We start from the raw sequence: 16,925 nt of genomic DNA, 5'->3' as shown, positions 1-16,925 counted from the left end.
GCGCCGAGCCCCCCTCTATAGGGCAGAGGGGAAGGACGGAGCGTGCAAAACCGGGAGAAGGCGGCGTCCGGGCCGAGGGACGGGGTGTGGGTCGGCCGGATCGGCCGCTACCCGCTGCGGTGGCACCATGCGCTGCTGACCCTGTGGACGGTCGTCTGGTTCGTGGTGGCCGAACGTCACACGGCCGTGTCCTGGCACTATCTGAGGACCGGTCAGCAGCTGCTCTTCAATCAGATACCGGGCGGCGGCCTCGCCCTCTACGCCAACCACCCCGAGCTGCAGATCGGCCCGGTCAGCTTCCTGGTCGCCGGGCTGTTCGCCCCGTTCCACGCTGCGCTGGGCGAGAAGCTCGCCGACGCCTTCATGTCCGGCCTGGGCCTCTACATGCTGGTGCTGGTCGGCCGCGCCGCCGCCGACCACTACCGGGGAACAGGCCTGAACCACAGACGCCTCCAGCAGCGCGTGCTGATCGCCGGGGCGGCCTTCATCCCCATGTGGGTGGAGGTCTCGGTGCGTTTCGCCCACCTCGACGACGTCCTGGCGCTGTTCTTCACCACCCTCGCCGTCCGCGCGCTGGTCCGCGGCAACGCCACCGCTGTGGGTGTTCTCCTGGCCCTGGCGGTGGACTCGAAACCCTGGGCGGTCGGCTTCCTGCCGCTCCTGCTGGCACTGCCGCGCCCCGCACTCCTGCGCTCCGCCGCCTGGGCCGTCGGCCTGGTGGCCGTCGCGTGGCTCCCCTTCTACCTCACGCACCTGGACACCCTGGCCGCGGCGCACTTCACGATCCCCAACCAGCCCGCGTCGTCCCTGCGCTGGTTCGGGGTGCAGGACCCGGCCACCCCCTGGTGGGACCGCCCCGCCCAGATGGCCCTCGGCATCGCCCTCGGCGCGCTGGCCGTCCACCGGCGCCGGTGGCCGGCGGTCGTGCTGCTGGCCGCCGACGCCCGTATCGTCCTGGACCCGAGCGTGTACACGTACTACAACGCCTCGGTCCTCCTGGGCACCCTGCTCTGGGACTCGATCGGCCAGCGCCGCCTGGTCCCATGGGTCAGCTGGCTCGCCCTGATCTCCCTCTACGGCAGCGCCATCCTGGTCCCCTCCGCGTCCGCTCAGGGCTTCATCCGCCTGGCCTTCGCGGCCGGATCCGCCGGCTACGTCCTCCTGTGGCCGCGGCGCACTCCACGCAACGAGCGCCACGGCCGACGGGCGCTCAGCCCTCTACCGGCGTCAGACTCAGCGAAATACTGTTGATGCAGTACCGCTGGTCCGTCGGCGTCGCGTACCCCTCGCCCTCGAACACGTGACCGAGGTGCGACCCGCATCGCGCGCAGCGCACCTCGGTCCGCACCATCCCGTGCGAGCGGTCCTCGACGATCTCCACGGCGTCGGTGTCCTTCGGGTCGAAGAAGGACGGCCAGCCGCAGTGGGAGTCGAACTTCGTGTCCGAGGTGAACAGTTCGGCGCCGCAGGCCCGGCAGGAGTAGACGCCCGTCGTCTTGGTGTTGGTGTACTCACCGGTGAAGGCGGGCTCGGTGGCGGCCTGCCGCAGCACCGCGTACTCGGAGGGGGTCAGCTCCGCGCGCCACTGCTCGTCCGGCTTTTCGACGTCGTACGACATGAAGCTCAGCCCCTTACTGCTGTGCGAGACGGTCCAGAATCCGCGGGCCGAGGTCCGTCACGTCACCCGCGCCCATGGTGAGAACGAGATCACCGGCCTTCGCCATTCCCGCGACGACCGACGGCACGTCCGCCTTGTCGTGGACGGGCGTCACGTCCGCGCCCGCGGCCCGCGCCGCCTCGATGATCAGCTCGCTGGTCACGCCGGGGATCGGGTCCTCGCGGGCCGGGTAGATGTCGAGGACGACGGAGGCGTCCGCCAGGGCCAGGGACTGGCCCATCTCCTTGCCGAGCTCCTGCGTGCGGGAGAAGAGGTGCGGCTGGAAGACGACCAGGATCCGGGCGTCGCCCGCGGCAGCGCGCATCGCCTCCAGGTCGGCCGTCATCTCGGTCGGGTGGTGGGCGTAGGAGTCGATGACCTGGACGCCGGCCGCCTCGCCCTTCAACTGCAGGCGGCGCTTCACGCCGGTGTAGGCGGCCAGGGCCGTCGCCAGCTCGGCGGCCGGGACACCCAGCGCGACGCCCGCCGCGAGCGCGGCCACCGCGTTGTGCGCGTAGTGACGGCCGGGGACGGAGACCGTGAAGGTGAGTTCCTCGCCGCCCAGCAGGACCGTGACCTCGCTCTTCAGCCCCTGCGGGACGACGGACAGCACACGGACGTCGGCGTCCGCCGCGTCGCCGTAGGTGACCGTCCGCACCGCACCGGCCAGTCGCCGGGTCAGCTCCCGCGCGCCCTCGTGGTCCGCGTTGATCACCAGCGTGCCGCCGGGCACGATCCGTCCGGCGAACGTCTCGAAGGACTCGTAGATCTCGTCGATGGACGCGTAGTTGGCGTGGTGGTCGAGCTCCACGTTGAGGACGATCGCGACCTCGGGCGCGTACTTGTGGAAACTGCGGTCCGATTCGTCCGCCTCGGCCACGAAGATGTCGCCCTCGCCGTGCAGGGCGTTGGAGCCGGGGGCGTCGAGATCGCCGCCGATCGCGTACGACGGGTTCAGCGCCAGCTCGCTCAGCGAGACGGCCAGCATCGACGTCGTGGTGGTCTTGCCGTGGGTGCCGGCGACCGCGATGGGCCGCAGACCGTCCATGAGCGCGGCGAGCGCGTCGGAGCGGTGCACCACCGGAATGCCCAGTTCGGCCGCGCGCGCCAGCTCCGGGTTGTCCTTCCGGATCGCCGACGACACGACGACGCAGCTGGCGTCGTCGGCGAGGTGCTCGGCCGCGTGCCCGATGTGCACCGTCGCACCCAGCGCACGCAGGGCCTCGGCGGTAGCGGACTCCTTCGCGTCACTGCCCGCGACCTTGGCCCCGCGCTGCGCGAGGATCTTCGCGATCCCCGACATTCCGGCGCCGCCGATGCCGATGAAGTGCGGTCGGTCCATGGCGGTGGGAAGGCCGGGTGCCATGCGTTTCTCCTGTGCGTGATGCGTACGGCGGACGTTCGACCGCCCAGCCTATGCGCTCCGGCGGCTTGCAACCCTCCGGGGCCACACCCCTCAAGGAACGTCCAGGCCAACGCCCCCGAGGGGCGCGGGGAACTGCGCGACCGGCCACAACGCACCCGCAGCCGAACCACGCACCGCAAACCCGACGGCGCCCCCGGCCAAGCCCGAGCGCCGGCGTCACGCCTTGCTGTGCGAGAACAGCTTCAGTACCGGCACCCCCACCTTGTGCCGGGCCCGTGACGCCCAGTCCCGGTGGAAGAACTCCTCCACGTAGTGGGGATCGGTCAGCACGATCACCTCGTCCGCGCCGACCTCGTCGACGAGCGCCTTCAACGCATCCAGCGGATGATCCTCGATCAGTCTGCCCCCGGCCTCGCTGCCGGAGGCGTGCAGCGCCTGCAGGGACACCTCGAGCGCCCGCTCCCCGAAGTCCTTGGCGGCCGCCCCCTCGGGGACCTCGCGCTCGCGCGCCGCCTCGTCCAGTTCGCCGAGCGCGACGTCGTCGATGGCCCGCAGCAGGCGGTCCGCCTGGTCGCCGCGGGGCTGGAGCAGCACGTGGAAGGAGACCTCCTCGTCTCCGTGCAGGCCGGTGACGAACTCCACGTCTGCGGACGTCAGTGCCTTCTCGATCATCAATACGCTTGTGAACACCGGGCGCCCCTTCTGCGGAAACCATCCTGCCCCGTGGTGTCACGGGGACTGCGAGTTCAGTGTGCCCGCCCTTAAGTAAGCGGAACGGTTGATTCCGCCGGTTTCGGGACCGGCGGTAGCGCTGATCGATTCTCAGGACCGCCGGTAGCGGGTGAAGAGAAAACCCTCCTCCTCCAGTACCGACGCGAGCACGAAGCGTTGCGGAACCGCGACCGACGGCCCGCCCGCGATGCGCTGCGCATGACCGGCGGTGAGCATCGGGGCCACGGCGAGACAGAGCTCGTCGAGCACCCCGGCGGCCACCAGCTGGCCGAGCAGCCGAGGGCCGCCCTCGGTCAGCAGCCGGGTGTACCCGATGGCACCCAGTGCCTGTACGGCGCGGGCGGGCTCCACTCCCATGCCGTCACCGGCGATCACCACCCGGGCACCGGCCTTTTCGGCCACCGCGATGCGGTCGGGGGGCGCCGCGGCGCCGGTGAGCACCAGGGTGGGCACCAGCGGCGAGGTGAACAGAGGGAGGGAGAAGTCGAGGTCCAGGCTTGCGGTGACCACCGCGATCGCGGGCGCCGGCCCCTGTCCGGCCGCCTCCCGCATCTCCGCGAAATCCGCCCGCGCGCGTGCGGGCCGGTACCCCTCCTGCCGTACCGTTTCCGCACCGACGACCACCACGTCCGCCAGGGCCCGCAGGGTGCCGAAGATCCGCATGTCGGTCGCGCTGGAGATCGGCTGCGACCGCCCGTCGTGCTGGGCGGCCCCGTCGAGCGTGGACACCATGTTCGCCCGCAGCCAGGGGACGGGCTGCCCGGCGGCGGTCGGCTCGGGATAGGCGTAGGCGGCTGCGAGCTCGGCGAGGCTCCACTCGCGCTCGGTCAGGGTGTCGAGAACACCGGCACCACCGGCCCCGCCCTCCTCACCGGGAGTTGTCGGCACTGTCTCGTCGGTCACAGGGAACAGGCGTCGCATGTCGTGCAGTCTGGCACGCGGCTTAGCATGGTGAACCGTGTCGTCCTCCCCTTCCGCACCCGGCCTCAGCCCGATAGCCGACGCGGCTCCGTCGTCCCTGTGCGCCCGTGCGCCGCATGTCCCCGCGGACCGGCTGGTCGCCGAGATGGTGCCGCCGCCGCGCTTCGACTCGGTCCGCTTCAGCACGTACGTTCCGGACCCGAACCAGCCCAGCCAGACCGAGGCCGTCCAGGTGCTGGACAGCTTCGCGGGCGGGCTCGGCGGGGCGCACGCCGTCGGCGGCGGGAAGCGCGGGTTCTTCGGGTTCGGGAAGGCCAGGGCGCCGAAGACCCCGGCAGGCCCCCGCGGTGTCTACCTCGACGGCGGCTACGGCGTCGGCAAGACCCACCTGCTCGCCTCCCTGTGGCACGCCACCCCGGCAGAGCCCGCGCTCAAGGCGTTCGGCACCTTCGTCGAGCTGACGAACCTCGTCGGCGCCCTGGGCTTCCAGCAGACCGTCCAGACCCTCTCCGGCCACCGGCTGCTGTGCATCGACGAGTTCGAGCTCGACGACCCCGGCGACACCGTTCTCGTGTCGACCCTGCTCGGCAGGCTCGTCGACGCCGGCGTGGCCCTGGCCGCCACCTCCAACACCCTCCCGGGCAAGCTCGGCGAGGGCCGTTTCGCGGCGGTCGACTTCCTGCGCGAGATCCAGGGCCTGTCCGCCCACTTCCGCGCCCTGCGCATCGACGGCGAGGACTACCGTCACCGCGGTCTGCCCGAGGCGCCGGCACCCTTCTCCGAGGAGCAGGTGACGAAGGCCGCGTACGCCACCGCGGGTGCCTCGCTCGACGACTTCCCGCACCTCCTCGACCACCTCGCCAAGGTCCACCCCAGCAGGTACGGCGCCCTGACGGACGGCTTGAAAGCGGTCTGCCTCACCGGTGTCCGGCCCGTCCCCGACCAGTCGACGGCCCTCAGGCTCGTGGTGCTCGCGGACCGCCTCTACGACCGCGAGGTGCCGGTCCTGGCCTCCGGGCTGCCGTTCGACCGGCTGTTCAGCGAGGAGATGCTCAACGGCGGCTACCGCAAGAAGTACTTCAGGGCGATATCACGGCTCACCGCGTTGGCCCGGGACGGCGGGACACTCGTCGCCAGGGACTAGATCAGGCCACCCCACCAGCGCGTTTCGGGCTCTCTTCAACGTGAAACGTTGAGTTAACCCTGCAAACAACTTTGCAGGGTTAAGGTGTTTCTTGACCGGACATTGACCTTCCTTTGGTCGATCCAAGAAGCGCGAACGGCGGGGAGGGGACGAATGTTTCGAGGTACGACGGCTCGGACCGCACTGGCACTCGTCGCCGGCGTCCTGCTCGCCCTCCAGTTCTTCACGCCGACCGCATCCTTCGCGGCCGCGCACACGGCCCGCCATGTCGTGGCCAAAGCCCTGCCCGGAACCAAGCTGTCCGGCAAGGCGCTGCGTGACGAGTCCGGCACGTTTCGTGGCTGCGGCCACACCGGGGACCCGACCGGCCCCCTCCGCACCCGCGACCGTCACCTGAACACCGGCTGCACGTCCGAGGAGCCCGAGCGCCAAGTGCTGGCGCAGGACCCGGCGTCCGTCCATGAACCGGCCGCGCTGCGCGACCATCATCTGTCGAGACCCTCGACATCCCACTCTCCGGCGGCACTTCAGGTCTTCCGCTGCTGAGAGCGAAGCAGAACAGCGCAGTTCCCCCACCCTGTCCTGCCCACACCGACGCGCCCCCAGCGCGCCAGGAGGAGTCACCACATCATGCAGCCCCTCATCGACAACGCCCGTACGTTCGGACAACGCCCTGAGGAGTTCGCCAAACTCGCCGAAGGCCAGTCCCCGCAGGTGCTGTTCATCACCTGCTCCGACTCCAGGGTCGTACCGGCCCTGATCACCGGCGCCCGCCCGGGCGAGCTCTTCGAGCTGCGCACCGCGGGCAACATCGTCCCGCCGTACGCCTCCGAGCACGCGACCAGCGAGGCGTGCACCATCGAGTACGCCGTGGAGGTGCTCGGCGTCTCCGACATCGTCGTCTGCGGACACTCGCACTGCGGCGCCGTCGGCGCCCTGGTGCGCGGCGACGACCTGAACGCCGTACCGGCCGTGCGCGACTGGCTCTCGCACGCCACCCCGCGCCCGGCAGGCGCGGTCGAGGACCCGACCGTCTCCGAGGGCGTGCAGAGCCACGTCCTGACGCAGCTGTTGCGGCTGCGCTCGTACCCGTACATCGAGCAGAAGCTGAAAGACAGTCAACTGTCCTTGCACGCCTGGTTCTACGAGGTCCACACCGGCGCCGTGCAGGCGCACGACCCGCAGACCGACACGTTCACGGCGCTGTGATCGCCATGATGACCAAATACCCTCACCTGCGGCAGGACTTCGCCGCCTCGCTGGTCGTCTTCCTGGTCGCGCTCCCGCTGTGCGTGGGTGTGGCCGTCGCCTCCGGTGTCCCGGCCGAACTGGGCCTGGTCACCGGCATAGTGGGCGGCCTCGTCACCGGATTCCTGCGCGGCAGCAGTCTGCAGGTCTCCGGACCCGCGGCGGGGCTGACCGTGCTGGTCTTCGAGGCCGTGCGGGAGTTCGGGCTGCCGGCCCTGGGCGTGATCGTCCTCGTCTCCGGTGCCCTCCAGATCCTCATGGGCACCCTGAAGCTGGGGCGCTACTTCCGGGCCATCTCGGTCTCGGTCGTCGAGGGCATGCTGGCCGGAATCGGTCTGGTACTGATCGCCGGACAGCTCTACTCGATGGCGGGCACCAAGGCGCCCGCCTCCGGCCTGGCGAAGATAGCCCGGCTCCCGGGCGCGGTCTTCGACGCCATCGGGAACAGCGCGGCGCTCACCTCGATCCTCGTCGGCGCCGGCACGATCGCCGTCCTGGTGCTGTGGAAGCGGATGCCGAAGCAGGTGCGCACGGTCCCCGGTCCGCTCGCCGCCGTCGGTCTCGCGACCGTCGCCGTGCTGGTGTTCTCGCTGCCGGTGGCCACCGTCGAGGTGAAGGGACTGCTCGGCTCCATCCAGCCGCCCCCGCTGGGCGCCTTCGGTGACCTCGCCGACATCGGTCTGCTCGGCACGATCGTCGCCTTCACCCTGATCGCGTCCGCCGAGTCACTGTTCAGCGCGGCGGCCGTGGACCGGCTGCACGACGGTCCGCGCACCGAGTACGACAGGGAACTGGTCGCGCAGGGCGCGGGCAATGCCCTGTGCGGTCTCCTCGGCGCACTGCCGATGACCGCGGTGATCGTGCGCAGCGCGGCGAACGTCCAGGCGGGCGCGCGGACAAAGGCGTCCCGCGTGATGCACGGCGTATGGCTGCTGCTGTTCGCGGCCCTGCTGCCGGACGTCCTCGCCTACATCCCGATCCCGGCCCTCGCGGGCATCCTCGTCTACTCCGGCGCCAAGCTGATCCCCCTACGGGAGATCAAGTCGCTGTGGCACGGCCACCGCGGCGAGGCGCTGATCCTGGTCGTCACGGCCGTGTCGATCGTCGCGGTCAGCATGTTCGAGGGCGTCCTCATCGGTCTGGCCCTCGCGGTCGCCAAGACCGCCTGGGAGGCCTCCCACATCAAGCTGGAGGTCGTCGACAAGGGCGCGGGTCCCGTCCAGGCGCACCTGTCGGGCAACGCGACCTTCCTGCGGCTGCCGAAGATCCTCGACAGTCTGGAGGCGCTGCCCCAGGACCGCCCGGTGGAGCTGGACCTGTCCGGCCTGCACCACCTGGACCACGCCTGCCGTACGGCGCTGGAGAACTGGGCCGAGCGGCACAGCGCGGTCGGCACCGAACCGGTGCGGGTGACCGCGGAGCCGGTCCGCGTCACGGCTGACTGATCTCGCTTCCGATCTCGCTCCCCCCTGGTTCAGGGCCCCTCGTGGCCCCGGACCAGGGGTCGGGCATATCGTTGCAGGAACGGACATACCAGGCCTCTGGACAGAGGGGGTCGTCATGCTCGCTGAGCTGTTGACGGCGGCCGTCGCGGTCGGTGCCGCCGGGATGGTCTACGTCTCCGCGGCGGCGCGGGTCGTCAAACAGTACGAGCGCGGGGTGGTCTTCCGGCTCGGGCGGCTGGCCGGTGAGCCGCGCGGACCGGGATTCACGGCGATCGTGCCGTTCGTGGACCGGCTGAACAAGGTCAACATGCAGATCGTCACGCTGCCGATCCCGGCCCAGGAGGGCATCACCCGCGACAACGTGACGGTGCGCGTGGACGCCGTCGTCTACTTCAAGGTCGTCGACGCGGCGGCCGCGCTGATCAATGTCGAGGACTACAAGTTCGCGGTCTCGCAGATGGCGCAGACGTCCCTGCGCTCCATCATCGGCAAGAGCGACCTCGACGACCTGCTGTCCAACCGCGAGAAGCTCAACCAGGGCCTGGAGCTGATGATCGACAGTCCGGCCATCGGCTGGGGCGTGCAGATCGACCGCGTGGAGATCAAGGACGTCTCACTGCCGGACACGATGAAGCGCTCCATGGCCCGCCAGGCCGAGGCCGACCGCGAGCGCCGCGCCCGCATCATCAACGCGGACGCCGAGCTGCAGGCTTCCAAGAAGCTGGCCGAGGCCGCCAAGCAGATGTCCGAGCAGCCGGCCGCACTCCAGCTGCGGCTGCTGCAAACGGTGGTGGCGGTGGCCGCCGAGAAGAACTCGACCCTCGTGCTCCCGTTCCCGGTGGAGCTGCTGCGGTTCCTGGAGAGGGCACAGGAACACCAGCCGGAACACCCGCACGAACAGCAGCACCAACAGCAGCCCGGCCAACGGCACGAACAGCAGCCCGAGCCACCCCAGGACCGCCAGATCGAGAAGTGACACGTGCTCTGCGCGTGGTTCCCGAGGCGCATGCCGGGTGATAGACACAGCGGGGTCACAGCTCCTGTCCGCCAGCAGGAAGGTTGTACCCGCATGTCCGCGACACGACGTCAGATCCTCGCCCGCTCCGGTGCTCTGGGAGCGGGTATCGCCTTCACCGGAGCCCTCTGCGAACTCTTCGCCGGAACGGCCGCCGCCCAGGATCTCGGCCACACCGGCTACGGCCCGCTGATCCCCGACCCGGACGGACTGCTCGACCTCCCGAAGGGCTTTCGCTACAAGGTCCTCTCCCGCGAGGGCGACCCGCTCCGCTCCGGCGAGGGCATCGTCCCCTCCCACCACGACGGCATGACCGCCCTGCCCGGCAGACAGGGCAGCGCCCGTCTCGTACACCTCGTCCGCAACCACGAGAACCGCCCCACCGCGAAGTTCGCCGTCCCCACCGTCCCCGGGCTCACCTACGACCCGGAGGGCAAGGGCGGCTGCACGGCCCTGACCCTGGACCGACACAACAACGTCCTCTCGGAGCGGGTCGCCATCGCCGGTACGGCCGTCAACTGCGCGGGCGGGCCCAGCCCTTGGGGCACCTGGCTGACCTGCGAGGAGACCGAGGACAAGGCCGGCACCAGCGGCTACACCGAGGACCACGGCTTCATCTTCGAAGTCGACCCCGCCGACCCGCACCGCACCGGCGCCGTACCGCTGACCGCGATGGGCCGCTTCCAGCACGAGGCAATCGCGATCGATCCGAAGCGCGGCATCGTCTACGAGACCGAGGACGCGTTCCTGAAGCCCTTCGGTCTCTTCTACCGCTTCCTGCCCGACAAGCCGCTGGGCGGCGTCGGTTCACTGCGCGCGGGCGGCCGGCTGCAGGCGATGCGCGTGCCCGGCGTACCCGATCTCTCCCCGGTCCAGGAGCCCGGCACCACCTTCGAGGGCATCGAGTGGGTGGACGTACCGGACCCGCTGGCGGCCCGGACCCCGGTCCGTCTCCAGGACTTCGGCCCGAAGGGCATCACGCACGCGCAGAAGCTGGAGGGCTGTTACTGGGGCGGGAGGTGCGTGTACTTCGTGTCGTCGTTCGCGCACAGCGCCGAGGGCTCGGCGGCCGACCACTTCGGCCAGATCTGGCGCTACGACCCCTCCTCGCGCCGTCTGACCCTGGTGATCGTCTTCGGCCCGGACACCGACGTCCAGCTCCCCGGCGAGTCCCCCGACAACATCTGCCTCGCCCCGAGCGGCGGCCTCATGGTCTGCGAGGACGGCAACGGCGCCCAGCACGTCTTCGGCGTGACGCGGCACGGCGAGGTGTACGCGATGGCGAGGGGAAGGCAGGCGATCGGCGGCACCCCGCAGGCGCCCGAGTGGGGCGAGTTCGCCGGGGTCACCTTCTCGCCGGACGGGCAAACGATGTTCGTCAACTGCTACACGCCCGGCACCACGTTCGCGGTGACGGGACCGTGGCGCCGGTAGCGGGACCCAGGCCCCACGGCTAGCGTTTCGCCCATGCACCGCAGGCTCGTGTTCGTGGCCGCCGCCGCGGCGGTGGGGCTCGCCTCGGGGTGCGGGGACGACGACGGTGGTACGTCCGTCCCCGCCCCCAGCACCTCGCAGCGGATCACCGTGTCCAGTACGGCCTTCGCCGACGGCGCCACGATCCCGCGCCGTTACACCTGCGACGGCGAGAACGTGTCACCCCCGCTGGACTTCGGCGGCGTCCCCTCCGCCGCCACCACCCTGGCCGTCCTGGTCGAGGACCCCGACGCCCCGCACGGCACCTTCACCCACTGGCTGGTGTGGAACGCGGACGCGTCGCGGACGCGGTGGACGGCCGGGCAGGTGCCGCAGGGGGCTGTGCAGGGCCACAACGGCTTCAAGCACACCGGCTACGGCGGACCCTGCCCACCCAAGGGCAGCGCCCCCCACCGCTACGTCTACACGGTCTACGCAGCCGACCGCGCCCTCGCCCTCTCCCCCGACGCCACACCCGAAGACCTGAAGCGCGCACTCACCGGTCACGCCCTGGCCTCGGGCACCCTGACCGGCCGCTACGGCCGCTGAGGCGCGTGGACGTAACGTCGAGAGCACACGACCGTAAGGGGTGACCGGTGGCGAAGGACGGCAGGAAGCAGCAAGCCGCGGCGGATCTCCGGTTCCGGGAGGTGCTGCGCGTTCCCCGGGGCGAGCAGATCGACCTGGGCGCGTATGACACCCGGACCGCGTACGACACCCGCACCGGTCCCGCCGGGCCCAAGGACAAGTCCGCGGGCCTGAAGGACACCGCCCGCATGGGCAAACGCCTCGCCGGACTCCAGGAGCGCCTCTGGGCGTCGGGCACCAAGGGCGACGTCCGCCGCGTCCTGCTGGTACTCCAGGGCATGGACACCAGTGGCAAGGGCGGCACCATCAAGCATGTCGTCGGGGTGTTCAACCCGGCCGGCTGCCGGACCAAGGGGTTCAAGGTGCCCACGCCCGAGGAACGGGAGCACGACTTCCTCTGGCGTATCGAGAGGGAGCTTCCACGGCCGGGCGAGATCGGCGTCTTCGACCGCTCGCACTACGAGGACGTCCTCGTCCCGCGCGTCCGCGCCCTGGTCCCGCGCGAGGAGATCGAGCGCCGCTACGACGAGATCAACCGCTTCGAGCAGCGCCTGGCCGACGACCGGGTGACCGTGATCAAGTGCTTTCTGCACATCTCCCCCGATCAGCAGCGCCATCGCCTCCTCAGGCGCCTCGACCGGCCCGACAAGCGCTGGAAGTTCAGCCCCAACGACATCGACGACCGCGCGCTGTGGCCGGCCTACCAGGAGGCGTACGAGATCGCCCTGCACCGCTGCTCGACCCCGCACGCCCCCTGGTACCTGATCCCGGCCGACCGCAAGTGGTTCCGCAACTGGGCGGTCGCGCGCCTGCTCCTGGAGCACCTGGAGGCCCTGGACCCGCGGTACCCGGAGCCGGACTACGACCTGGAGGAGTGCAGGAAAAGGCTGCTCGCCCACTGAGCGGGTGACTGCGCGGCGAGCCGTTGTCGCATAATCCTATTAATAAGAGACATCGCCTTAAATTCGTGCGGTGATCACTCTTGTACGACTGCGCCGCGTCACCGCCGGCTGTGCCCTGAGCGCGGCCCTCGCCGCCTGCGGCACCGCCCGGGCCCCGCACGCCGTCCAGCTCCCGGCCCCTTCCGCCACCTCCGCCGCCTCCGCCACTCCCTCCCGGCCGCCGACCCTCGCGCCGGGACCCGCCGGTCTCACCCCCGTGTTCAAGAACGGTCCCCGCACGGAGGGCAGGACTGTCGCGCTCACCTTCGACGCCGACATGACCGCCGACGAGGGGGCGCGGGCGGCGGCGGGCGAGCGGTTCGACAATCCGCAGCTCATCGCGACGCTGCGGGCGTTGAAAGTGCCGGCCACCTTGTTCATGACGGGACGGTGGGCCGACCAGTACCCGGTCCAGGCCCGCTCCATCGGGCGGGACCCGCTCTTCGAGGTGGCCAACCACTCCTACAGCCACTACGCGTTCACCGGTGACTGCTACGGCCTGCCGACCGTCTCCGAGGAGCGGATGCGCTCGGACGTGGAGCGGGCGTACACGGCGTTCCGCAAGGCGGGGGTCCCGGACGCGATGCCGTACTTCCGCTTCCCGGGCGGGTGTTACGACCGGCAGGCCCTGAAGGCGCTGGCCTCGACCGGCGTCACCGCCGTGCAGTGGGACGTGGTGAGCGGGGACGCGTTCGCGACGGACTCCGACGCGGTGGCACGGCAGGTGCTGGACGGGGTGCGGCCGGGTTCGGTCGTCGTCATGCACTGCACGCGCAGCGCCGCCCCGGCCACCGAACGGGCCGTCCGCACGATCGTGCCCGAGCTGCGCAGGAAGGGCTTCCGGTTCGTGAAGGTGTCGCAGCTGATCGGGGCCGCGAGCGGCCGTCGGTGACCGGACCGGGCTGGAGGCATGAGCGACGACAGCGACCAGGCGTACTGCCTGATCGACGCCACCAGGCCACCCCGGGCCGAGGGGCCCCGGAAGCCGACCGAGCATCCGGAGGCGTACGGGATCACGCTCTGCCCGGTCTGCATGGGGTCCCCCGCTTGAGCGAAGCCGAGAGTGGGGAGGCACGAGGCACAGCGCACCGCCTGTTCGGGGTGAGCGGCCCGTTCAGGATGATCGGCCTGTTCAGGGTGAGCGCCGGGAGGTGAGTGCGCAGGCCACGGCGGTCGCCGCTGCGGCGAGGACGGCGGCCGCGACCAGCGGGAGCAGGGGCACGGGGACGGTGCCCGACTGCGAGCCGGTGACCAGACCGCTGACCGCCGCCTGCGCCGGGGAGCCCGTCGCCACCACCGACAGCAGCGCCGCGAGCAGCATCGCCGGGACCGCACGCCCGGGCGAGCGCAGCACCGGCCAGTTGGTGAGCGCGCCGACGGCCGTACCGAGCAGCGCGCAGGCCAGCGTGGCGAGCAGCCCGGCCACGGCGGACGGAAGCAGCGGGACCCGGGTCTGATGGTCGCTGGTCACCGGGTCGCTGATCAGTGTCACCACGAGGGTCGCTGCCGTGCCGAGTGCGGCCGCGGCGAGCAGCGCCACCAGCAGCCGGGCCAGATGCGCCCGCCCCGGCCCGACGGCCGCGGCCGCACACGCGCGTGCCGCGGGCGGTTCGACCGTGACGCAGATCCGCACCAGCCAGGCCGCGACGGGCAGCAGGGCCGCGGCGGTGTAGCCGAGCGAGTCGAGCACGGGCTGCCCGCTCTGCACACCGACGCCGAGGAAGACCGCGTACAGGATGATCGGCGGCAGCCAGCGCTGTGAGCGCAGGAGAAGGTCGGCCTGGTAGCGCATGAGGGCGTTCATCGGTGGCTGTCCTTGTCGAGCTGGTCGAGGGGCTGCACGCTGACCACGTGCCACGGCGGACGGGCCGTCAGCAGGGTGCGCAGCACGACGTCCGAATGGGAGGCGGGGACGGTGAGGCGGTACACACCCGGCGCGGTCTCCTCGGCCGAGACGAGCGTGCCCAGCGCGTCGGTGGGCGGCTGCCCGCCCTGTGGACCCTGTGCCTCGACCACGGCCCGCGGGCCGTCGGCCGGCGCGGTGGTCTCCCGGGTGCGGGTCTTGAGGGCCCCGTCGCGCACGGTGTACGTCGTGTCGGGCACCCCCGCCAGACGGCGTGGGTCGTGGTCCACGAACACCACGGCTCCGCCGGCGGCGGTGCGCTCGGCGACGGCCCGCTCCAACTCGGCGCGGGCGCCCGAGTCGAGGCCGGTCCAGGCCTCGTCGAGGACGAGCAACTCCGGTTCGGCGAGCAGGGCCTGCGCCACGGCGACCTTCTGGCTGCTGCCCTTGGACAACTGGGCCATGGGGGTGCGCGCGTAGGCGCCGGCGCCGAAGCGGTCCAGCCAGTCGGCCGCGGCGCGGGTCGCCGTGCTGCGGGACAGTCCGTGGATCGTGCCGAGGTGGGTGAGGTAGCCGTGAGGGGTGAAGGGGAGGGCCGACGGGAAGCGCTCGGGCACGAAGGCCGTGCGGGGGCGGCCGGTGATGCGGCCCTCGGTGGGTGCGTCGATGCCGGCGAGGAGGCGGAGCAGGGTCGATTTGCCCGTGCCGTTCGGGCCTTCGACACGAGTCAGCGTGCCCGGCGTCACGGCGAGGTGGACGCCGCGTAAGACCCAGGGGCCGCGGATGCCGTAGCGGCGGCCGACGTTGTCCAGCCGAAGATCACGTTGCATGGTGGCATCTTCGCAAAGGGGGCACCGGACCGCGCCCCCTTAAGCCGGACCGCGCCCCCTTAAAGTTGGCTGGTGTGAGCCATGATGTGACGCCTTCCGGCGACAGCCCCTTCCGTTCCGAACCCGGCGAACGCGACCAGGCGCCGCAGTTCGTGCTGCCTCTCGTCGTGCGCATCGAGAAGGCGGCGCCGCCCGCCCGCACCGATGCACTGGAGACCGCCGCCCGGGCCGTGCTGGTGATCCTGAGCGACGAGCGGTCGCTCGGGGACGGGGAGTGGGCACAGGTGATGCGGGACTGGCAGGACGCCCGGATCCGGAAGGTGGTGCGGCGCGCCCGCGGCGCCGAGTGGCGGCGGGCCGAGGCCCTGCCCGGGATCACGGTGACCGGGAATGCGGCCGAGGTACGGGTGTTCCCGCCCGTGCCGCTCGACGGCTGGCCCAAGGACCTGGCCAGGCTGCAGGTCTCCGGCACCGACCTGGACGACCCCGAGCCGCCGCCGCAGGCGGACCCCGCGACCCCCGTCCTGTGGCTCAACCCCGCCCTCGACATGTCCGCCGGCAAGGCGATGGCCCAGGCCGGGCACGGTGCCCAACTGGCCTGGTGGGAACTGTCGGAGGAGGAGCGCCACGCCTGGCGCGACGCGGACTTCGCCCTCGCCGTACGGAGCGCGGACCCGGGACGCTGGAACGAACTGACGTCGAGCGGGCTGCCGTTGGTGCGGGACGCGGGCTTCACGGAGATCGCGCCCGGGCTGACCGTTGCCGTCGAGGGACACCACCGTGTCGGTTCGCTGCCCCGGCCGTCACGGACGTGATCACGATGTCCGAGCGCATGATCCGCACTGATGGCGTCACCCTGTGCACCGAGTCGTTCGGCGACCGGTCGGACCCACCGATCCTGCTCGTCATGGGCACGGGAGCTTCGATGCTCTGGTGGGAGGAGGGCTTCTGCCGGAAGCTCGCCGGGGGCGGACGGTTCGTGGTCCGTTACGACCACCGCGACACCGGTCGATCCACCACCTACGAGCCGGGCCACCCCGGATACACCGGCGCGGATCTGGTCGGCGACGCGGTCGCCGTGCTCGACGCCTACGGGATTCCGGCCGCCCACCTGGTGGGTGTGTCGGCCGGAGGGGCGCTCGCGCAGTTGGTCGCCCTCGACCATGCCGAGCGGGTCCTCTCCCTGGTTCTGGTCAGCACCTCCCCCGCCGTGCCCGGCGACCGTGAACTGCCCGAGCCGAACGGGGAGTTCATGCGGTTCGTGGCATCCGCCCAGGTCGACTGGTCGCAGACCGCCTCGGTGATCGATTACCTGGTCGCATACTCGCGGGTGCTCGCGGGAGAGCGGCGCCCCTTCGACGAGACGACCGTCCGCGATCTTGCCCGTCGTGACGTCGAGCGTGCGCACGACTTCGCCGCCGTACAGAACCACGACTCGCTCCCGGACGGCGAGCAGTCGCGACAGCCGCTGTCGTCGATCGCCGTGCCCACCCTGGTGATCCATGGAACCGCGGATCCCGTGTTCCCGCTCGGGCACGGCGAGGCGCTCACCGAAGAAATCCCCGCCGCGAGGCTGTTGCCCCTGGAAGGCGCAGGCCACGGCGTCGACCGAGCCGACTGGGAGACGATCGTCCACGCGGTCCTCGCCCATACCGCTGCCGATGAACAGGGTTAGGGCGGCCACCGTGACGGCCCGTGGGGCATCCGATGGACCTGCGCCGG

Annotated in this window: 19 protein-coding genes; 13 read left to right on the top strand and 6 right to left on the bottom strand. The window is 71.1% G+C overall.

The genetic code is table 11. The features are described 5' to 3' along the window. The first annotated feature begins 42 nt into the window (after window positions 1–42). On the top strand, window positions 43–1,251 hold the full coding sequence (locus ACYUED_RS33910) for a hypothetical protein (RefSeq protein WP_491288410.1): 1,209 nt from the start codon (window positions 43–45) through the stop codon (window positions 1,249–1,251). Here the strand turns inward: ACYUED_RS33910 and msrB are convergent. From msrB to ACYUED_RS33890, 4 genes are all read right to left on the bottom strand, one after another. Then, the gene (gene msrB / locus ACYUED_RS33905; protein WP_491288409.1) at window positions 1,211–1,618 is read right to left on the bottom strand and encodes a peptide-methionine (R)-S-oxide reductase MsrB; all 408 of its coding nucleotides are present in this window, start codon (window positions 1,616–1,618) and stop codon (window positions 1,211–1,213) included. The two genes, ACYUED_RS33910 and msrB, sit on opposite strands and share 41 nt — an antisense overlap. A gap of 13 nt (window positions 1,619–1,631) precedes the next feature. Further along, the gene (gene murC, locus ACYUED_RS33900) at window positions 1,632–3,023 is read right to left on the bottom strand and encodes a UDP-N-acetylmuramate--L-alanine ligase (protein ID WP_491288408.1); all 1,392 of its coding nucleotides are present in this window, start codon (window positions 3,021–3,023) and stop codon (window positions 1,632–1,634) included. A gap of 216 nt (window positions 3,024–3,239) precedes the next feature. Next, window positions 3,240–3,713, bottom strand: a complete 474-nt coding sequence (locus tag ACYUED_RS33895; protein WP_491288407.1) for an indole-3-glycerol phosphate synthase — start codon at window positions 3,711–3,713, stop codon at window positions 3,240–3,242. Between the two features lie 132 nt (window positions 3,714–3,845). After that, window positions 3,846–4,676 carry a pyrimidine reductase family protein gene (locus ACYUED_RS33890; RefSeq protein WP_491288406.1) on the bottom strand — a complete coding sequence of 277 codons (831 nt, stop codon included), beginning with the start codon at window positions 4,674–4,676 and terminating at the stop codon, window positions 3,846–3,848. A 37-nt stretch (window positions 4,677–4,713) separates the two neighbouring features. Here ACYUED_RS33890 and zapE point away from each other — a divergent pair, with 37 nt between their 5' ends. The 10 genes from zapE to ACYUED_RS33840 all read left to right on the top strand — a co-directional run bounded on the left by zapE (window position 4,714) and on the right by ACYUED_RS33840 (window position 13,581). Next, window positions 4,714–5,820, top strand: a complete 1,107-nt coding sequence (gene zapE / locus ACYUED_RS33885) for a cell division protein ZapE (protein WP_491288405.1) — start codon at window positions 4,714–4,716, stop codon at window positions 5,818–5,820. Window positions 5,821–5,973: 153 nt separating this feature from the next. Beyond that, window positions 5,974–6,366, top strand: coding sequence for a hypothetical protein (locus ACYUED_RS33880; protein WP_491288404.1), 393 nt, complete (start codon window positions 5,974–5,976; stop codon window positions 6,364–6,366). Between the two features lie 84 nt (window positions 6,367–6,450). Further along, window positions 6,451–7,029, top strand: coding sequence for a carbonic anhydrase (locus ACYUED_RS33875; RefSeq protein ID WP_491288403.1), 579 nt, complete (start codon window positions 6,451–6,453; stop codon window positions 7,027–7,029). A gap of 5 nt (window positions 7,030–7,034) precedes the next feature. Beyond that, a complete protein-coding gene (locus ACYUED_RS33870) occupies window positions 7,035–8,513 on the top strand; it encodes a SulP family inorganic anion transporter (RefSeq protein ID WP_491288402.1) in 1,479 nt (492 codons plus the stop codon). A 115-nt stretch (window positions 8,514–8,628) separates the two neighbouring features. Continuing rightward, window positions 8,629–9,489 (top strand): slipin family protein, encoded by an 861-nt coding sequence (locus ACYUED_RS33865; RefSeq protein ID WP_491288401.1) that lies wholly within the window; start codon window positions 8,629–8,631, stop codon window positions 9,487–9,489. 93 nt (window positions 9,490–9,582) lie between these two features. Beyond that, on the top strand, window positions 9,583–10,962 hold the full coding sequence (locus ACYUED_RS33860; protein WP_491288400.1) for an alkaline phosphatase PhoX: 1,380 nt from the start codon (window positions 9,583–9,585) through the stop codon (window positions 10,960–10,962). Between the two features lie 33 nt (window positions 10,963–10,995). After that, window positions 10,996–11,550, top strand: coding sequence for a YbhB/YbcL family Raf kinase inhibitor-like protein (locus tag ACYUED_RS33855; protein WP_491288399.1), 555 nt, complete (start codon window positions 10,996–10,998; stop codon window positions 11,548–11,550). A gap of 47 nt (window positions 11,551–11,597) precedes the next feature. Continuing rightward, window positions 11,598–12,491, top strand: a complete 894-nt coding sequence (locus ACYUED_RS33850) for a PPK2 family polyphosphate kinase (RefSeq protein ID WP_491288398.1) — start codon at window positions 11,598–11,600, stop codon at window positions 12,489–12,491. A 70-nt stretch (window positions 12,492–12,561) separates the two neighbouring features. After that, window positions 12,562–13,422, top strand: coding sequence for a polysaccharide deacetylase family protein (locus ACYUED_RS33845; RefSeq protein WP_491288396.1), 861 nt, complete (start codon window positions 12,562–12,564; stop codon window positions 13,420–13,422). A gap of 18 nt (window positions 13,423–13,440) precedes the next feature. Further along, window positions 13,441–13,581 (top strand): hypothetical protein, encoded by a 141-nt coding sequence (locus ACYUED_RS33840; RefSeq protein WP_491288395.1) that lies wholly within the window; start codon window positions 13,441–13,443, stop codon window positions 13,579–13,581. Window positions 13,582–13,662: 81 nt separating this feature from the next. On the opposite strand, the gene ACYUED_RS33835 is transcribed toward ACYUED_RS33840, so the two are convergent. Further along, window positions 13,663–14,334: an ABC transporter gene (locus ACYUED_RS33835; protein ID WP_491288393.1), complete on the bottom strand. Its 672-nt coding sequence runs from the start codon at window positions 14,332–14,334 to the stop codon at window positions 13,663–13,665. Beyond that, a complete protein-coding gene (locus ACYUED_RS33830) occupies window positions 14,331–15,203 on the bottom strand; it encodes an ABC transporter ATP-binding protein (protein ID WP_491288390.1) in 873 nt (290 codons plus the stop codon). Before ACYUED_RS33830 ends, ACYUED_RS33835 begins: the two co-directional genes overlap by 4 nt. Before the next feature lie 74 nt (window positions 15,204–15,277). Between ACYUED_RS33830 and ACYUED_RS33825 the strand changes: the two genes are divergently transcribed. Further along, window positions 15,278–16,018 carry a peptidyl-tRNA hydrolase gene (locus ACYUED_RS33825; RefSeq protein ID WP_491288387.1) on the top strand — a complete coding sequence of 247 codons (741 nt, stop codon included), beginning with the start codon at window positions 15,278–15,280 and terminating at the stop codon, window positions 16,016–16,018. Between the two features lie 17 nt (window positions 16,019–16,035). Further along, window positions 16,036–16,878 carry an alpha/beta fold hydrolase gene (locus ACYUED_RS33820; RefSeq protein WP_491288385.1) on the top strand — a complete coding sequence of 281 codons (843 nt, stop codon included), beginning with the start codon at window positions 16,036–16,038 and terminating at the stop codon, window positions 16,876–16,878. Window positions 16,879–16,925: the final 47 nt, after the last annotated feature.

This window comes from Streptomyces sp. DF42, from assembly GCF_058267695.1.
This window is presented reverse-complemented; position numbering and strand designations above follow the sequence as displayed.